Below are 17,749 nucleotides of genomic sequence, written 5' to 3' on the forward strand. Positions count from 1 at the left end.
CATCAGAACAGCGATTCGTCGACTTCCATCAGCGTCTTCGAACCGGCGCGCGCGGCGCGGATCGTCGATGCCGTCTCGGGCAGCAGGCGCGCGAAGTAGAAGCGGGCCGTCGCGAGCTTCGACTTGTAGAACGGATCGCCCGACGCTTCGTTGTCGAGTGCGAGGCGTGCCATCCGCGCCCAGAAGTACGAGAACACCAGGTGGCCGACGGTGCGCAGGTACGGCACGGCGGCAGCACCGACTTCGTCGGGGTTCTGCATCGCCTTCATGCCGATTTCCATCGTCAGCTTCTGCACCTTGTCGCCGATGTCGGCGAGCGGGTTGATGAACTCGGCCATTTCCGGCTTCACGCCTTCGGCTTCCGCGAATTCCGTGACGAGCTTGCCGAACTTCTTCAGCTTCGCGCCCATGTCGCCGAGCACCTTGCGACCCAGCAGGTCGAGCGACTGGATCGAGTTCGTGCCTTCGTAGATCATGTTGATCCGCGCGTCGCGCACGTACTGCTCCATGCCCCACTCGGAGATGAAGCCGTGGCCGCCGTAGATCTGCATCGCGTGGTTCGTGCACTCGAACGCGTTGTCGGTCAGGAACGCCTTGATGATCGGCGTGAGCAGCGCGACGAGGTCGGCCGCTTCCTTGCGCACCGCTTCATCGGCGTGCGACAGCTCCTTGTCGATCTGCAGCGCGGACCAGTACGTGAACGCGCGCGCGCCTTCCGCGTAGGCCTTCTGCGTGAGCAGCATGCGGCGCACGTCCGGGTGCACGATGATCGGGTCGGCCGGCTTGTCCGGTGCCTTCGGGCCCGTCAGCGAGCGCATCTGCAGGCGCTCCTTCGCATACGTGAGCGAGTTCTGGTACGCGACTTCCGTGAGGCCGAGGCCTTGTGCGCCAACGCCGAGACGGGCCGCGTTCATCATCACGAACATCGCGTTCAAGCCCTTGTTCGGCTCGCCGACCATCCAGCCCTTCGCGTTGTCGAGGTTCATCACGCAGGTCGAATTGCCGTGGATGCCCATCTTGTGCTCGATCGAGCCGCACTTGATGCCGTTGCGCTCGCCCGGCTCGCCCGCTGCGTCGGGAATGAACTTCGGCACGATGAACAGCGAAATGCCCTTCGTGCCCTGCGGCGCTTCCGGCAGGCGCGCGAGCACGAGGTGGACGATGTTCTCCGCCATGTCATGTTCGCCGCTCGAGATGAAGATCTTCGTGCCGCTGATCGAGTAGGAGCCGTCGCCGTACGGTTCGGCCTTGGTGCGCAGGATGCCGAGGTCGGTGCCGCAATGCGGCTCGGTCAGGCACATCGTGCCGGTCCATTCGCCCGTCACGAGCTTCGGCAGGTAGGCCTTCTGCAGTTCCGGCGCGCCGTGCGCGTGCAGGCATTCGTACGCGCCGTGCGACAGGCCCGGATACATCGTCCATGCCTGGTTCGCCGAATTCATCATTTCGTAGAGCGCGTTGTTCACGAACGCGGGCAGGCCCTGGCCGCCGTAGTCCGGATCGCAGCCGAGCGCCGGCCAGCCGGCCTCGACGTATTGCTGGTAGGCCTCCTTGAAGCCGGTCGGGGTCTTCACGACGCCGTCGCCTTCATACGTGCAGCCTTCGCGGTCGCCGACCTGGTTCAGCGGGAACAGCACCTCGGAGCAGAACTTGCCCGCTTCTTCGAGGACCTGGTTGATCGTGTCGGCGTCGAGGTCCGCATGCTTGGGCATTTGCTTGACTTCGGCTTCGACGTTCAGAAGCTCGTGCAACACGAATTGCATGTCGCGCAGCGGCGCGGCGTACTGTCCCATGACTCTCTCCAAAGGTGGGCAAAACGGCTCGAGCTCCTGGCGGGCGGTTGACGCGCCGCTAACGGCTCTCGCTCTGATACGAAACAATCGTCTTTTCCAGCGCGGCCCACGTGAGGCGCACGGCGTCCGGCGAATGCAGGAAGCGCGCGTCGTGATGCAGGCCGAGCGTGAAGCTGTACAGCTCGAAGAGCATCAGGTCCGGATCGGTATCCGTGCGCAGATGCCCCTCTTCCATCGCCTGCGAAATGGCGCGCAGCAACGCGGCACGCCAGGCTGTCACGCTCGCGATCAACTGCTCGCGCACGGGGCTGTCCGGCCGGTCGTCGTACTCCACTGCGCCGCTGATGTAGATGCACCCAGTCGTCACCTCCTGGATGCGCTTCTCGATCCAGCGCGCCAGCATCGCCCGCAGACGCGGCAGACCGCGCGACTCGCGCAGGCTCGGAAAGAACACCTCGTTTTCGAAACGATGGTGATACTCGCGGACAACCTCGACCTGCAGGTCCTCGCGCGATCCGAAATGCGCGAACACACCGCTCTTGCTCATCTGCATGCGCTCGGCCAGCAGGCCGATCGTCAGCCCCTCCAGCCCGTCACGGCTGGCGAGGTCCAAAGCAGCTTCAAGTATCGCGGCACGCGTCTGTTCGCCTTTTCGCATAGCTATTTCTGTAACCGTTCGGGGGTTCGAATAAAATCGAACGGCCGTACTATTATTGAGTGCGGCCGCTCGCGAAACAAGGAAATTATTAGAAACCGGTGTCTAACCGAGCCGCTATTTTGCGCGATTCCGGCGAGGCCGGAGCGGCTTTTCCGCACGAACGTGCGGACAGATTTTTTGAAGCGAACGCTTAGTCCGCGTCAGTCGTAACCGCCGACCGTCAGCGCCTTCATCACGACACGATACGTCGTATAGGCCAGCCAGTTCAGCAGACGCTCGATGCGCGGGCGCGCGGCAAATCGCGCGGGATCGATCTCCCGGCCGTCGGTGAACGCGGCCGTGATCGCGTCGCGCAGTTCGTTCGTCACTGCATCGTAGCGCACCAGCACGACGTTCGCCTCATTGTTCAGCATCAGACTCAGCGCGTCCAGATTCGACGAGCCGACCGTCGCCCAGTTGTCGTCGATCACGGCCACCTTGCCGTGCAGCATCGTCTTGTCGTATTCGGCCACGCGCACGCCCGCGCGCAGCAGCGCATGGTAGAGGAACGGCACGGCCGTATCGAGCGCCGCGAACTCCTTGCGGCCGACCAGGATCCGCACGTCGACGCCGCGCCGCGCCGCGCCCGTCAGCGCGCGGCGCAGCTTGCGGCCCGGCATGAAGTACGGATTCGCGAGCAGGATCTGCTGGCGCGCCTGGCCGATCGCCGCGAGATAGGCCTTCTCGATCGCGCGACGGTTCACGACGTTGTCGCGCGCGACGAACGCGACGCTCGGCTCCGTCACGACCCGCAGCGCGCCGGCCTTGATCCACCGGTGGCTGCGCATCCAGCGCCGGAACATGTCGGGGAACGCCTCGCCGCCGTGCAGCCCGGCCGCGTATTGCGCATACGGCTTGTGGCCGAACCGGATCCGGTGCCACTGCAGTTCGAACGCGGCACGCACGTCGGACACCGCGGGCCCCGCCATCTCGACCGCGAAATCCCAGCGCGGAAACGGCAGCGTCGCGCTGCCCTGCGCGTAGTCGTCGACGATGTTGATGCCGCCGCAGAACGCGACCGCGTGATCGATCACCGCGAGCTTGCGGTGCGTGCGCGAGAAGCCAAAGCGGCCGAACAGGAAGCGGTTGTAGATGCTGTGCTCGATGCCGGCCGCGACCCACGTGTCGAACAGCGGCAGGCGCGCGGTGCCGATGCCGTCGGTGATCACGCGCACACGCACGCCGCGCTGCGCCGCGCGAATCAGCGCGTCCGACACCGGGCGGCCGGCCGCGTCGTCGCAGAAGATGTAGGTTTCGAGCATCACCTGCTCGCGGGCGGCATCGATCCGTTCGATCAGTGCCGCAAAGAACTCGCCGCCGCCCTCGCACAGCCGCACCGTGTTGCCCGCCGTGAACGCGAGCCGCGACGCGGAGCCGCGTTCCTGCAGGAACATCTGCCGCAATTGCGCGAAACGCTTGCGGGTCTCCGCAGTCATGCGGACGAGCCGTGCGGCGCTCGCGCGAGTGCCACGCGCGCGGGCAATTGCAGGATCGCCTCGGCGTTCGACGGCGAGAAGCAGCGCGCGGCCGCCTCGCGGAACGGCAGCCATGCATGGTCGACATGCTCGCGCGGCGACAACGTCACGTCGACGCGATGCGGCACGCACAGCCCGAACCAGTGCTCGGTGTTGCGCGTGACGCCCGGCGCATAACGATGCAGGTATTGCGGATAGATCGTGTATTCGATCCGGTGACGCCAGTCGGCGAGCGCCGTGGCGGGCACGTCCGGCGTGCCGATCGAGATGCCGGTTTCCTCGGCCACTTCGCGTGCGGCGGTGGCCGCGAGCGGCTCGTCGAGCGTGTCCTTCGATCCGGTCACCGATTGCCAGAAATCGGGCTGGTCGGCACGCTTGATCACCAGCACATCGAGGTCGGGCGTGTAGATCACGACGAGAACGGATTCGGGGATTTTCGGCGGCTTCGTCATCTTTGTTTCATGCGGCACAGGGCCGCGCGCCGGGCATGTGCTCCGAACGTGCGGCAAGTGCTGCGACTGTACCGCAAAAAACGAAAAAGGCGCATCGCAGCGCCTTTTTCATGTGCGTCGTGTGCGCGTCGCCGCACACACGAGGGGTGGCGAAAGCGCGTTACGCCTTCGGCTGTTCCGGCTGACGCAGGCGGATGTGCAGTTCGCGCAGCTGACGCTCGTCGACCGGGCTCGGCGCCTGCGTGAGCAGATCCTGCGCACGCTGCGTCTTCGGGAACGCGATCACGTCGCGGATCGAATCGGCGCCGGCCATCATCGTGACGATGCGGTCGAGACCGAATGCGATACCGCCGTGCGGCGGCGCGCCGTATTGCAGCGCGTCCAGCAGGAAGCCGAACTTCAGCTGAGCCTCTTCCGCGCCGATCTTCAGTGCGCGGAACACCTTGCTCTGCACTTCCTCCTGGTAGATACGCACCGAGCCACCGCCGATTTCCCAGCCGTTCAGCACCATGTCGTAGGCCTTCGCGAGGCAGCGGCCCGGGTCGGTCTCGAGGTACTCGAGGTGCTCGTCCTTCGGGCTCGTGAACGGGTGATGCGCGGCGACGTAGCGTGCATCTTCGTCGTCGTATTCGAACATCGGGAAGTCGATGACCCACAGCGGCTTCCAGCCGGCCTGGACGAGGCCGTTCGCCTTGCCGAATTCCGAATGGCCGATCTTCAGGCGCAGCGCGCCGAGGCTGTCGTTGACGACCTTCGCGCGGTCGGCCGCGAAGAAGATGATGTCGCCGTCTTCGGCGCCGGTGCGCTCGAGGATGGCCGCGATCGATGCGTCATGCAGGTTCTTGACGATCGGGCTCTGCAGGCCGTCGCGGCCCTTCGCCTTCTCGTTGACCTTGATCCATGCGAGGCCCTTCGCGCCGTAGATACGCACGAATTCGGTGTAGCCGTCGATGTCGCCACGCGACAGCTCGCTGCCCTTCGGCACGCGCAGCGCCGCGACACGGCCGTCCTTCGCGTTGGCAGGCGTGCTGAACACCTTGAAGTCGACGTCCTTCATCGCGTCGGTCAGCTCGGTGAATTCGAGCTGCACGCGCAGGTCCGGCTTGTCCGAACCGAAACGCGCCATCGCTTCCGAGTACGGCATGACCGGGAACGTCGCGTCGAGTTCGACGCCGATCGTCGTCTTGAAGATGTGACGGATCATGTCTTCGAACAGGTCACGGATTTCCTGCTCGCCGAGGAACGACGTCTCGCAGTCGATCTGCGTGAATTCCGGCTGACGGTCGGCACGGAGATCCTCGTCGCGGAAGCACTTGGTGATCTGGTAGTAACGGTCGAAGTTCGCGACCATCAGCAGCTGCTTGAACAGCTGCGGCGACTGCGGCAGCGCGAAGAACTGGCCCGCGTTTACGCGCGACGGCACGAGGTAGTCGCGCGCGCCTTCCGGCGTGCTCTTCGTCAGCATCGGCGTTTCGATGTCGATGAAGCCCTGCTCGTCGAGGTACTTGCGTGCCTCGATGGCAACGCGGTAACGCAGGCGCAGGTTGTGCTGCATCTGCGGACGGCGCAGGTCGAGCACGCGGTGCGTGAGACGCGTCGTTTCCGACAGGTTGTCGTCGTCGAGCTGGAACGGCGGCGTGACCGACGCGTTCAGCACGGTCAGTTCGTGGCACAGCACTTCGATCTTGCCGCTCTTCAGCCCGGCGTTGACCGTGCCTTCCGGACGGTTGCGCACGAGACCCTTCACCTGCACGCAGAACTCGTTGCGCACGCCTTCGGCGGTCGCGAACATTTCCGCGCGATCCGGGTCGCACACCACCTGCACGAGGCCTTCACGATCGCGCAGGTCGATGAAGATCACACCGCCGTGATCGCGGCGGCGCTGCACCCAGCCGCACAGCGACACGGTTTGGCCCAGCAGGTGTTCGGTCACGAGACCGCAGTATTCAGTACGCATCGACATGATGTTTGCTTTCGTTCGGTTTGATCAACGGGCGCCGCAACGCGCGGCCCGGGCGATGATTCTTTACTTACAGCGGCGGCTCGACGGGGCGGCGGGCGGGCGCCGGAGCCGGCGCCGGGGGCGCCACGACGCCCATCGAGACGATGTACTTCAGCGCGGCATCGACCGACATGTCGAGTTCGATGACTTCGCTCTTCGGCAGCATCAGGAAGAAGCCCGACGTCGGGTTCGGCGTCGTCGGGATATACACGCTCACGTATTCTTCCGTCAGATGATTGAGCACGTCGCCGCCGGGCGTGCCGGTCAGAAACGCGATCGTATACGAGCCGCGGCGCGGATATTCGATCAGCAGCGCCTTGCGGAACGCGTTGCCGCTGCTCGACAGCAGCGTGTCCGATACCTGCTTGACGCTCGTGTAGATCGGCCCCACGACCGGGATGTGGCGCACGACCGCATTCCACCACGTGACGAGCTTCTGGCCGACGAAATTCCGCGTGGCCAGACCGACGACGAAGATGAACGCAAGCGTCAGCACCGCGCCGATCCCCGGCAGGTGGAAGCCGAGCATCCGCTCGGGCTGCCACGATTCGGGCAGCAGGAGCAGCGTCTGGTCCATCGTGCCGATGATGAGACCGAGCACCCACAGCGTGATCGCGAGCGGGACGAGAACCAGCAGGCCGGTCAGAAACACCGATTTCAGGGTCGTCTTTTTCATCATCTGCCGTCAATGAACCGCGCCGGCGGCGCGGGGTGGTCGCGGCCCGGTCGGACCGCGACGGTCAACTACTGGCGGCGGGCGCTGCAGCCGGGGCAGGCGCGGCGCTCGTCGTCGTGCTTTCGGAACTCGCTGTGGCCGGCGCGGCCGCTGCCGGTTCCGCCGCGGCGGGCGTCGCCGCAGCCGCGTCACCCGACGCGGTCGCCGGCGCGCTGGCGCCACCCGAACCGCCACGGAAATCGGTGACGTACCAACCCGAGCCCTTCAGCTGGAAGCCCGCGGCAGTTACCTGCTTGCGAAACGCATCCTTCCCGCATTCCGGGCACTGCGACAGCGGCGCGTCGCTCATCTTCTGGAGCACGTCCTTCGCGAAACCACACGCTTCGCATCGATAGGCGTAGATCGGCATGATATTTTTCCCGCGGAAACTGGAAACGGCTTGCAAAACCTTGAATTATAGCCGAAACCCCGGCGCGGTCCGGCAACGGCCGCTACGCCCGCGCATCAGCGGCGGCGCCACGTGAGCCAGCGCTCGTGCCCTTCGAACACGGCCAGCGAATCGGTCACGGGCAAATCCTCGATCAGCTCGAAGTGCGGCGCGAGCAGCGCATCGAGTTCGGCACGCTCGATCCCGAACGGCGGCCCCTTCGGTTTCGCCGTCAGGAAGAAATAGCCGGCCAGCAATCCGCCCGTGGACAGCAACCCGGCCATCCGCGCCGCATAGTCGGCGCGCAGGCTCGGCGGCAGCGCACACAGGAACGCGCGCTCGTACACCCACTGCACGTCGAACGGCGGCCGGTACGCGAAGAAATCGGCCTGCTCGACGACGTCCGCATGCGCGCCGAGTTGCGCCTTCGCGGTGGCCACCGCCTGCGCGGCGAAATCGATCGCGCGCACGGGCCAGCCGGCCTGCGCGAGCCAGCCGGCCTCCTGTGCGCTGCCGCAGCCGGGAATCAGCACCGGGCACGGCGCGAGCCCGTGCGCGAACACGCGAAAACCGTCGGGCACGCCGCCGAATTCCCACGGCGTCACGCCGCGCTCGAAACGCTCGTCCCAGAACGACGCATTGCCGGGGTCGCGCGTCGCGAAATCGGCGGCCGTCGGTGCGCTCGGTTGCTTCGGATCGGACATCGCCCTGCTCCTTTCGGTCATGAGCCGTACGCGAGCGCGAGCAACACGCGCGCGACGAGGGCGCCGACGCCGACGGCGAGGCCGAAAATCAGCAGCGCCTGCAGCAAACGGTTCGTCCGCTTCTGTTCGACGAGGATCTGGCGCATCAGGTCCTCGCTTGCCGCGCGCGGCGCGTCATGGCGCGCCGCCATCGCGTGGTGGATCAGGCGCGGCAGTTGCGGCAGCGTCTTGCTCCATTGCGGCGCCTCGACCTTGAAGCGCTCGTACCAGCCGCGCAGGCCGATCTGCTCGGTCATCCAGCGTTCGAGGTACGGCTTCGCGGTCTTCCACAGGTCGAGCTCGGGGTCGAGCGAGCGGCCAAGCCCTTCGACGTTCAGCATCGTCTTCTGCAGCAGCACGAGTTGCGGCTGGATCTCGACGTTGAAGCGACGCGACGTCGAGAACAGGCGCATCAGCACCTGGCCGAGCGAGATGTCCTTCAACGCACGGTCGAAATACGGCTCGCACACCGCGCGGATCGCGCTTTCGAGCTCCTCGACACGCGTCTCGGGCGGCACCCAGCCCGATTCGAGGTGGAGCGTCGCGACGCGGTGGTAGTCACGCTTGAAGAACGCGAGGAAGTTCTGCGCGAGGTAGTTCTTGTCGAAATCGGACAGCGCGCCGACGATCCCGAAATCGAGCGCGACGTAGCGGCCGAACGTGTTCGGGTCGAGGCTCACCTGGATGTTGCCGGGGTGCATGTCCGCGTGGAAGAACCCGTCGCGGAACACCTGCGTGAAGAAGATCTCGACGCCTTCGCGCGCAAGCTTCTTGATGTCGACGCCGGCCGTGCGCAGCGTCTCGACCTGGCTGATCGGCACGCCGGTCATGCGCTCCATCACGAGCACCTGCGACGTCGAGAAATCCCAGAACATCTCGGGCACGAGCAGCAGGTCGAGGCCCGCGAAGTTGCGGCGCAGCTGGCTGCCGTTCGCGGCCTCGCGCATCAGGTCGAGCTCGTCGTGCAGGTACTTGTCGAATTCGGCGACGACCTCGCGCGGCTTCAGGCGCCGGCCGTCGGCCCACATGCGTTCGGTCCAGATGGCGATGTCGCGCATCAGCGCGAGATCGGAATCGATCACCGACAGCATGTTCGGGCGCAGCACCTTGACGGCGACGGCCTTGCCCGCGTGCACGCCCTGCTTGAGCTTCGCAAAATGCACCTGCGCGATCGACGCGCTCGCGACCGGCTCGCGCTCGAATTCGTCGAACAGCTCGTCGACCGGCGCGCCAAGCGACTTCTCGATGATCGCAATCGCGACCGCCGAATCGAACGGCGGCACCTGGTCCTGCAGCTTCGCGAGTTCGTTCGCGAAATCGACCGACAGCAGGTCGCGGCGCGTCGACAGCACCTGGCCGAACTTCACGAAGATCGGGCCGAGGCTTTCGAGCGCACGACGCAGCCGCACGGCGGGCGGATCGGAATAACGACGGCCGATCGTCGTGATCCGCAGCAGCAGCTTCACGCGCCGGTCGTCGATCCGGGACAGCATCACTTCGTCGAGACCAAAGCGGATGACGGTGTAGACAATCTTGATGAAACGGAAAATGCGCATGCCCTGCGGCCCTCAGTGCGCGCCGCGCGGGCCGGAACCCGTGCGCGCGCCGATTTTTTGTTCGAGTCGCTCGACCCGCTTTTCGACTCGCGCGAGCGCATCGCGTGCGCGCGCCAGTTCAGCGTCGAAGCCGCCGAGCGACGCGCGCCGGACGACTTGCGGGTTCTCGTCGAGCCAGTATTCGGCGACGGAATCGAGCACGTTGCGGCCGGTGCGTCGCGCGCGTGCACCGGCGTCGCGCACGACCGTCGCGATCCGGTATGCCGCCGCGTCGCCGACCAGCTTCGCGAGATCTTCTTCAGGTTCCCAGCGCAAGTGCTCGGCCAGCTTCGCGATCTGCGTCGCGAATTCCGCGTCGCCCTCGATCTTCACGTGCTTCATCACGGCCGCCTGGCCGCCCTGCAGGAATGCGGCGACCGTATCGCCCGCGAGCGCGATCGACACGTCGACCTGTTGCGCATCCTGCGCGTCGACGGCAGACAGATAACCGTCGGGCTGCACCAGCAGCGTGAGCGTGACGGGAGGCACGTCGATCCGGGCAGTCTTGCCCGCATAGGGAATCAGGCGGTCGCGTGCCCACGATTCGCGCGCGAGCAAGTGATTGACGGCAGCAGCAAAAGGCTTGGCGGCAAAGGTCATCGGGCTGGGAAAGAAAAAACCCGCGCAGGCCGGGCGCCCACGCGGGTTTCTATTGTAACGTCGGATCGCTGGCAGACCGTGCCTGACCGCACACCCGAGCGGCAAGCGGTCGCAGCGAGGCGGCCGTCGCCCGGGCATCCGGCGGCGCCGGCCGCCGGTCACGCTCAGTGCGTGTTGAGCTGCTGGATGCCCGCGAGCAGCCAGCCCTGACTGCCCGACTTCGACAGGTTCCACACTTCGTCGAACGGCGCGGCCGACGCATTCGCCGATTCGCGGATCAGGCCGTGGAAGCGCACGCTCGCCGACTGCTCGATGCCGCGATCCTCGATCGCAACCAGTTCCGCGTCGAGCTGCACGACGTCGGTCTGGTTCGACTCGTTGCCGCGCGAATCGAGGTCGATCTTGATCTCGGCGAACATTTCGGGCGTCGTGAACTCGCGGATGTCGGCCAGGTTGCCCTGGTCCCACGCGGCCTGCAGGCGCACGAAATACACCTTCGAGCTGCGCAGGAACGCTTCGGTGTCGAAGCCCGCCGGCACCTGGAGCGGCGCCGCCGCTGCCATCGCGCCTGCTGCCGCGCCGGTGGCCGCGGCACCGCCGCCGAACACGCCTTGCGCTTCGTTCGCGTAGCTGCTGCCGCTGCCGGCGTAGTTGCTGCCGGTGTTGCCCTGCTGGAACGACGGGCTTTGCGAGTAGCCGCCCGACGACGAAGCCGAGCCGCCGACCGAGTACGCCGGCTCTTGCGTGCGACGGCGGTTCATGAACTTGCGGATCAGCCAGATGCCGACGAACGCGAGCAGCGCGATCACGATGATGTTCGACATCATGCCGGCGAACGCCTCGCCGAGACCGAAGTGCGACAGCAGCGCCGCGATGCCAAGACCGGCCGCGAGGCCGGCGATCGGCCCGAGCCAGCGCGAACGGTTGGGCTGCGCGGCCGGTGCGGGCGCGGCCGGGTTTGCACGCTGCGCCTGCGACGGCGCGGCCTGCTGCATCGGCTGCTGCGCGGGCGGCGTGGCCTGGCGCTGCGTGACGGTGGAGTTCTGGCGGCCGATGCTGCGCCCGCCGCCTACGCGCTTGGCTTCGGCGTCGAGCGATGCGAACGTGCCGGCCGTGAGCAGGCCGACCATCAGCAGCGTGCCGACCCGTCGAGCCCACGGCTTCGACGGCTTGCTACGGTTGAACAACGAACGCGATTCGGACATCACTTTCTCCAGATGTAAGGCGAATGTATGGAAAGAACCCCTTAGTACTTGGTTCCCATGTGTAAAGCTACCACGCCACCTGACAAATTGTAATATTTGACGGCATCGAGGCCCGCTTGTTCCATCATCGTCTTCAGCGTGTCCTGGTCGGGGTGCATCCGGATAGATTCAGCAAGATACCGGTAACTTTCAGCATCTTTCGCGAACTTGTCGCCAAGCCACGGTAATACTTTGAAAGAATACAGATCGTACGCTTTTTTCAGCGGATCCCAGACTTTCGAGAATTCCAGCACCATCACCCGGCCGCCCGGCTTCGTCACGCGGCGCATCTCGGCCAGTGCGGCGTCCTTGTGCGTCATGTTGCGCAGGCCGAACGCGACCGTGACGACATCGAAGTAGTTGTCCGGAAAGGGGGTTTTCTCCGCGTCGCACAGCAGCGACGGCGTCACGATGCCCTTGTCGAGCAGCCGGTCGCGGCCGACGTGCAGCATCGATTCGTTGATGTCCGTGTGCCAGACCTCGCCCGTCGGCCCGGCCGCCTTCGCGAACGACTTGGTCAGGTCGCCGGTGCCGGCCGCGATGTCGAGCACCTTGAAACCGGGGCGCACGTTCGCCTGCGCGATCGTGAACGCCTTCCACGCGCGGTGCATGCCCGCCGACATCAGGTCGTTCATCAGATCGTAGTTGCTCGCGACCGAATGGAACACACCCGCCACTTTCTTCGCTTTTTCGTTTTCCTCGACGCTTTCGAAGCCGAAGTGGGTTTTGCTCATCGCGTTGATCCTCAGTAAATGGCAAGACGGCGCCGAGCGGGCGCCGTCGATTTCAGTGGCAGTGGCCGTGCGGCGCCGCGGCCGCCTGCATCGGGGCGTCTCGATCGACGCCCGCCGCCTTCAGTTTGTCGAAATAGTCGCGCCACAGCGCGTCCTGCTGCGTCGCCAGCTCGTACAGCAGATCCCACGAGTAGATGCCGGTCGAATGGCCGTCGGAGAAGGTCGGCTGCAGCGCATAGTTGCCGACGCCCTCGAGCGCGGTGATCGTCACTTCGCGCTTGCCCGTCTGTAACGTCTCCTGACCGGGCCCGTGGCCGCGCACCTCGGCGGACGGCGAATAGACGCGCATCAGCTCGAACGGAATCCGGTAGCTGTCGCCGTTCGGGTACTGCAATTCGAGCACGCGCGACACCGCGTGCACGACGACGCCGGACGGAATCGGCGTCGTGGAAGTCAAACCGCTCATGGCTGCCTCGAATCGGTCATGCGTTGAATTTCCTCGCGCACCGCATTGTGCAGCAGCGAGGCTTGCGCGGCGCGCGAGCGCAGCAGCGCCTCGGACACGCTGCGCTGGCGCGGCGCCCACACGGGCTGCGGGAAATGGGCGTCGTTCGAGAAGCGCGGGATCACGTGCCAGTGCACGTGCGGCACCATGTTGCCGAGGCTCGCGAGATTCACCTTGTTCGGCTGCATCACGCGGCGCACGGCCCGCTCGACCGCGTAGACCACGCGCATCAGGTGGGCCCGCTCGGGTTCGCCGAGATCGGAGAACTCGGCCACGTGCGCGCCCCAGATCACCCGGCAGAAGCCCGGGTAGTCGTGCTCGCCCGTCGCCAGCACGACGCGCAGCGCATCGTCCTGCCAAAGCAGCTCGCCGCCGTCTTCACGGCAAAACACGCATTCCATCGTCGCTCCCATGTGGACGGGCGCCGGCGCTACCGCGCCGGCGCCCGCTCATCCCAAGCCCGGTCGGGCGGTCGTCATGCCCGCATTAGACCAGCACGCGCTCGATCCCGCCATGGTTCGCACGTGCGACATAATCGGCCATCCAGTTCTCGCCGAGCACCTGGCGCGCGATCTCGACCACGATGTAGTCGGCCTCGATGTTCGCATCCTCGTTGTAGCGCGACAGGCCCTGCAGGCACGACGGGCAGCTCGTCAGGATCTTCACGTCCGGGCCGTTCGCGGCCGCGGCGGCCGGCGCCGCCGTGCTCGCGCCGTCGGCCACGACCGGGATGCTGCGCAGCTTCGCGGCACCCTTGCGGATCTCCTCTTCCTTGCGGAAGCGGACCTGCGTCGACACGTCCGGACGCGTGACCGCGAGCGTGCCCGATTCGCCGCAGCAACGATCGTTCTTCTCGATCTTGTAACCGTCCTTCTCCGTGCCCATCAGCTCGTTGACGAGCTTGACCGGGTCCATCGTCTTGATCGGCGTGTGGCACGGGTCGTGATACATGTAGCGCGTGCCCGTCACGCCGTCGAGCTTCATCCCCTTCTCGAGCAGGAACTCGTGGATGTCGATGATCCGGCAGCCCGGGAAGATCTTGTCGAATTCATACCCGGCGAGCTGGTCGTAGCAGGTGCCGCACGACACCACCACCGTCTTGATGTCGAGGTAGTTCAGCGTGTTCGCGACCCGGTGGAACAGCACGCGGTTGTCGGTGACGATCTTCTCCGCCTTGTCGTACTGCCCCGCGCCGCGCTGCGGATAACCGCAGCACAGGTAGCCCGGCGGCAGCACCGTCTGCACGCCGGCTTCCCACAGCATCGCCTGCGTCGCGAGACCGACCTGCGAGAACAGGCGCTCGGAGCCGCAGCCCGGGAAGTAGAACACCGCTTCCGAATCGACGGTCGTCGATTTCGGGTTGCGGATGATCGGCACGATCTTGTTGTCCTCGATGTCGAGCAGCGCGCGCGCCGTCTTCTTCGGCAGGTTGCCCGGCATCTTCTTGTTGACGAAGTGGATCACCTGCTCGACGACGGGCGGCTTGCCGGTCGTCGCGGGCGGGTGCTGCGTCTGCTTCGTCACGACCTTCTTCAGCATGTCGTTCGCGAAGCGCTGCACCTTGTAGCCGACGCCCATCATCACGCCGCGCGCGGCGTTGATCGTCTGCGGATTGGTCGCATTCAGGAAGAACATGCCCGCGGCCTGGCCCGGATTGAACTTCTTCTTGCCCATCTTGCGCAACAGGTTGCGCATGTTCATCGTGACGTCGCCGAAGTCGATCTTCACCGGGCACGGCGTCGCGCACTTGTGGCACACCGTGCAGTGGTCGGCCACGTCGTTGAACTCGTCCCAGTGCTTGATCGATACACCGCGGCGCGTCTGTTCCTCGTACAGGAACGCCTCGACCAGCAGCGACGTCGCGAGGATCTTGTTGCGCGGGCTGTACAGCAGGTTCGCGCGCGGCACATGGGTCGCGCACACCGGCTTGCACTTGCCGCAGCGCAGGCAGTCCTTCACCGAATCGGCGATCGCGCCGATGTCGGACTGCTGCATGATCAGCGACTCGTAGCCCATCAGCCCGAAGCTCGGCGTGTACGCGTTGCGAAGATCGGCGCCGTCGAGCAGCTTGCCCTTGTTGAAACGGCCGTTCGGGTCGACGCGCTGCTTGTACGCGCGGAATTCGGCGATCTCGTCGTCGGTCAGGAACTCGAGCTTCGTGATGCCGATCCCGTGCTCGCCGGAGATCACGCCGTCGAGCGAGCGCGCGAGCTTCATGATGCGCGCGACTGCCGCGTGCGCGTCCTGCAGCATCTCGTAGTTGTCGGAGTTGACCGGCAGGTTGGTGTGAACGTTGCCGTCGCCCGCGTGCATGTGCAGCGCGACGAACACGCGGCCGCGCAGCACCTGCTTGTGGATCGCCTGCGCCTCGTCGAGGATCTGCTTGAACGCGCCGCCGTTGAAGATCGCGCGCAGCTCCGCGCGGATCTCCTGCTTCCACGAGATGCGGACCGTGCGGTCCTGCGTGATGTGGAACACGGTCGCGCCCGGCTGCTCGTCCGCGCGATCCGCGAACTTCTCGGCCAGCGCCTCGTAGCCAAGCTGAACGAGGTAGTGCTGCGCCTCGCGCAGCGGCTGGTCGAGCCGGTCGCGCACGAATTCCCAGCGCGCACGCACGCGCTTGAACAGCTCCAGCGCCTGCTGCACGCGATCCTCGAGCAACTCGGCGCTCGGGATCTCGTTCGCGTCGTCGGTCTTGCCGAGCGGCAGGTTGCCGGCGCGGAAGAATGCTTCGAGCGCGTCGACGAGCTGCAGCTTGTTCTTCAGCGACAGCTCGATGTTGATCCGCTCGATGCCGTCGGTGTACTCGCCCATCCGGTTCAGCGGGATGACGACGTCTTCGTTGATCTTGAACGCGTTGGTGTGCTTCGCGATCGCGGCCGTGCGGCTGCGGTCGAGCCAGAAGCGCTTGCGCGCCTCCGCGCTGACCGCGACGAAACCTTCGCCGCTCTTGCCGTTCGCCATCCGGATCACTTCGGACGTCGCTTGCGCCACTGCGTCGGCATCATCGCCGACGATGTCGCCGATCAGCACCATCTTCGGGAAGGCATTGCGCTTGCTCTTGGTCGCATAACCGACCGCGCGCAGGTAGCGCTCGTCGAGGTGCTCGAGGCCCGCGAGGATCGCGCCGCCCCGCTTCGACGTCTCGAACAGGTAGTCCTTGATTTCGACGATGCTCGGGATCGCTTCGCGCGCCTGGCCGAAGAACTCGAGACAGACGGTGCGCGTGTGCGCGGGCATCTTGTGCAGCACCCAGCGCGCGGACGTGATGAGCCCGTCGCAGCCTTCCTTCTGCACGCCCGGCAGGCCGGCGAGGAACTTGTCGGTCACATCCTTGCCGAGCCCTTCCTTGCGGAACCGGCGGCCTTCGATCTCGAGCATCTCGGTGCGCAGCAGCTTCTCGCCCGGCGCGTACGCGCCGTCGAACCACTTCAGCTCGAAACGCGCGACCGGAATGTCGTGGATCTTGCCCTGGTTGTGCTCGTGACGCGTGACTTCGAGCCAGTTGCCGTCCGGGTCGACCATCCGCCACCAGGCCAGGTTGTCGAGCGCGGTGCCCCACAGCACGGCCTTCTTGCCGCCCGCGTTCATCGCGACGTTGCCGCCGATGCACGACGCGTCGAGCGACGTCGGATCGACCGCGAACACATAGCCGGCCGCCTCGGCCGCCTCGGTCACGCGGCGCGTGACGACGCCCGCGCCGGAGAAGATCGTCGCCACCTTGTGCGCGACGCCCGGCAGCTCGGTCAACTCGACCGCGCCGAGCTGTTCGAGCTTCTCGGTGTTGATCACGGCGGAGAACGGCGTGAGCGGCACCGCGCCGCCCGTGTAGCCGGTGCCGCCGCCGCGCGGGATCACGGTCAGGCCGAGTTCGAAGCAGGCCTTGATCAGTCCGGCGATCTCGGCTTCGGAATCGGGCGTCAGCACGACGAACGGGTATTCGACGCGCCAGTCGGTCGCATCGGTGACGTGCGACACGCGCGACAGCCCGTCGAAGCGAATGTTGTCCTTCTGCGTGCAGCGGCCGAGCGCCTTGGTCGCGCGGCGGCGCAGGTCGGCCATCTTCTCGAATTCGTCGGCGAACTCGCTCACCGCGCGCCGCGCGGCGGCTTCGAGCATCTCGACGCGCACCGCGCGCTCGCGGCCCGCGTCGTCGCGGTGCGCGGTGAGATCCGCGCTGCGGCGCTTGCCGATCTCGGTCAGGCGGTGGTTCAGCGCCTCGATCAGCAGCGCGCGGCGCTTCGGGTTGTCGAGCAGGTCGTCCTGCAGGTACGGGTTGCGACGCACGACCCAGATGTCGCCGAGCACTTCATACAGCATCCGTGCCGAGCGGCCCGTACGGCGCTCGGCGCGCAGCTCGTCGAGCACCGACCACGCCTCCTCGCCGAGCAGGCGGATCACGATCTCGCGATCCGAGAAGGACGTGTAGTTGTAGGGAATCTCGCGCAATCGGGGCGCGGGGTCAGCGGCGACGGCGGCGGCCGCGCCATTCGGATCGAAAACTTGTGGTGCGTTCATGTTCGGACGACTCGGAGGGCCGATACCCCGTGCACGGGCGTCGGCAAGCGCGTGGGCGCAATCTTGGGGAAATCTGTTCTGTTACCAGGCGCGCGGCTGTCCTTCATGGGGCCGGAGCGGGCGTTGACTCGCCCCTCCTGGCCGGCGACAGGGCCTGGCGGCACTCGGAACCATCAGCACGATCGCGCGCGGCGCTCATGCCGTTCCGCCGCGGGGCTGGCTGCGCGCGGCGACGGCTTCAACTGGGCGATCCGAGGGTGCCTCTGCATCTTCCGATCCTTGATTCAAAAC

At 66.0% G+C, this 17,749-nt stretch carries 15 protein-coding genes; all 15 read right to left on the minus strand.

What is annotated here, in order from left to right; genetic code table 11:
* Positions 1–2: 2 nt before the first annotated feature.
* Positions 3–1,790, minus strand: coding sequence for an acyl-CoA dehydrogenase C-terminal domain-containing protein (locus H3H55_RS14770; protein WP_129512938.1), 1,788 nt, complete (start codon positions 1,788–1,790; stop codon positions 3–5).
* Between the two features lie 58 nt (positions 1,791–1,848).
* A complete protein-coding gene (locus H3H55_RS14775; protein WP_047898994.1) occupies positions 1,849–2,448 on the minus strand; it encodes a TetR/AcrR family transcriptional regulator in 600 nt (199 codons plus the stop codon).
* 200 nt (positions 2,449–2,648) lie between these two features.
* Complete coding sequence (clsB, locus tag H3H55_RS14780; RefSeq protein ID WP_193099053.1) at positions 2,649–3,923, minus strand: cardiolipin synthase ClsB; 1,275 nt, start codon at positions 3,921–3,923, stop codon at positions 2,649–2,651.
* A complete protein-coding gene (nudB, locus tag H3H55_RS14785; RefSeq protein WP_193099055.1) occupies positions 3,920–4,414 on the minus strand; it encodes a dihydroneopterin triphosphate diphosphatase in 495 nt (164 codons plus the stop codon). Before nudB ends, clsB begins: the two co-directional genes overlap by 4 nt.
* Before the next feature lie 160 nt (positions 4,415–4,574).
* Positions 4,575–6,377, minus strand: coding sequence for an aspartate--tRNA ligase (aspS, locus tag H3H55_RS14790; RefSeq protein WP_193099056.1), 1,803 nt, complete (start codon positions 6,375–6,377; stop codon positions 4,575–4,577).
* A gap of 67 nt (positions 6,378–6,444) precedes the next feature.
* Positions 6,445–7,095, minus strand: a complete 651-nt coding sequence (locus H3H55_RS14795; RefSeq protein WP_048242740.1) for a DUF502 domain-containing protein — start codon at positions 7,093–7,095, stop codon at positions 6,445–6,447.
* 61 nt (positions 7,096–7,156) lie between these two features.
* Positions 7,157–7,501 carry an FmdB family zinc ribbon protein gene (locus tag H3H55_RS14800; RefSeq protein ID WP_193099058.1) on the minus strand — a complete coding sequence of 115 codons (345 nt, stop codon included), beginning with the start codon at positions 7,499–7,501 and terminating at the stop codon, positions 7,157–7,159.
* A 95-nt stretch (positions 7,502–7,596) separates the two neighbouring features.
* A complete protein-coding gene (locus H3H55_RS14805) occupies positions 7,597–8,223 on the minus strand; it encodes an SAM-dependent methyltransferase (RefSeq protein WP_193099059.1) in 627 nt (208 codons plus the stop codon).
* A gap of 17 nt (positions 8,224–8,240) precedes the next feature.
* The gene (gene ubiB, locus H3H55_RS14810) at positions 8,241–9,818 is read right to left on the minus strand and encodes a ubiquinone biosynthesis regulatory protein kinase UbiB (RefSeq protein ID WP_129512945.1); all 1,578 of its coding nucleotides are present in this window, start codon (positions 9,816–9,818) and stop codon (positions 8,241–8,243) included.
* 12 nt (positions 9,819–9,830) lie between these two features.
* A complete protein-coding gene (locus H3H55_RS14815; RefSeq protein WP_048242745.1) occupies positions 9,831–10,457 on the minus strand; it encodes an SCP2 domain-containing protein in 627 nt (208 codons plus the stop codon).
* Between the two features lie 164 nt (positions 10,458–10,621).
* Positions 10,622–11,662, minus strand: coding sequence for a Tim44 domain-containing protein (locus H3H55_RS14820; RefSeq protein ID WP_048242746.1), 1,041 nt, complete (start codon positions 11,660–11,662; stop codon positions 10,622–10,624).
* A gap of 41 nt (positions 11,663–11,703) precedes the next feature.
* The gene (gene ubiE / locus H3H55_RS14825) at positions 11,704–12,435 is read right to left on the minus strand and encodes a bifunctional demethylmenaquinone methyltransferase/2-methoxy-6-polyprenyl-1,4-benzoquinol methylase UbiE (RefSeq protein WP_193099060.1); all 732 of its coding nucleotides are present in this window, start codon (positions 12,433–12,435) and stop codon (positions 11,704–11,706) included.
* 52 nt (positions 12,436–12,487) lie between these two features.
* On the minus strand, positions 12,488–12,901 hold the full coding sequence (locus tag H3H55_RS14830) for a gamma-butyrobetaine hydroxylase-like domain-containing protein (RefSeq protein WP_129512947.1): 414 nt from the start codon (positions 12,899–12,901) through the stop codon (positions 12,488–12,490).
* The gene (locus H3H55_RS14835) at positions 12,898–13,341 is read right to left on the minus strand and encodes an HIT family protein (RefSeq protein ID WP_048242749.1); all 444 of its coding nucleotides are present in this window, start codon (positions 13,339–13,341) and stop codon (positions 12,898–12,900) included. Before H3H55_RS14835 ends, H3H55_RS14830 begins: the two co-directional genes overlap by 4 nt.
* Positions 13,342–13,426: 85 nt before the next feature.
* Complete coding sequence (locus H3H55_RS14840; RefSeq protein ID WP_193099062.1) at positions 13,427–17,458, minus strand: DUF3683 domain-containing protein; 4,032 nt, start codon at positions 17,456–17,458, stop codon at positions 13,427–13,429.
* Between the last annotated feature and the right edge of the window lie 291 nt (positions 17,459–17,749).

Origin of the sequence: Burkholderia sp. Z1, assembly GCF_014893795.1 — a bacterium.
Taxonomy (GTDB): Bacteria; Pseudomonadota; Gammaproteobacteria; order Burkholderiales; family Burkholderiaceae; genus Burkholderia; species Burkholderia theae.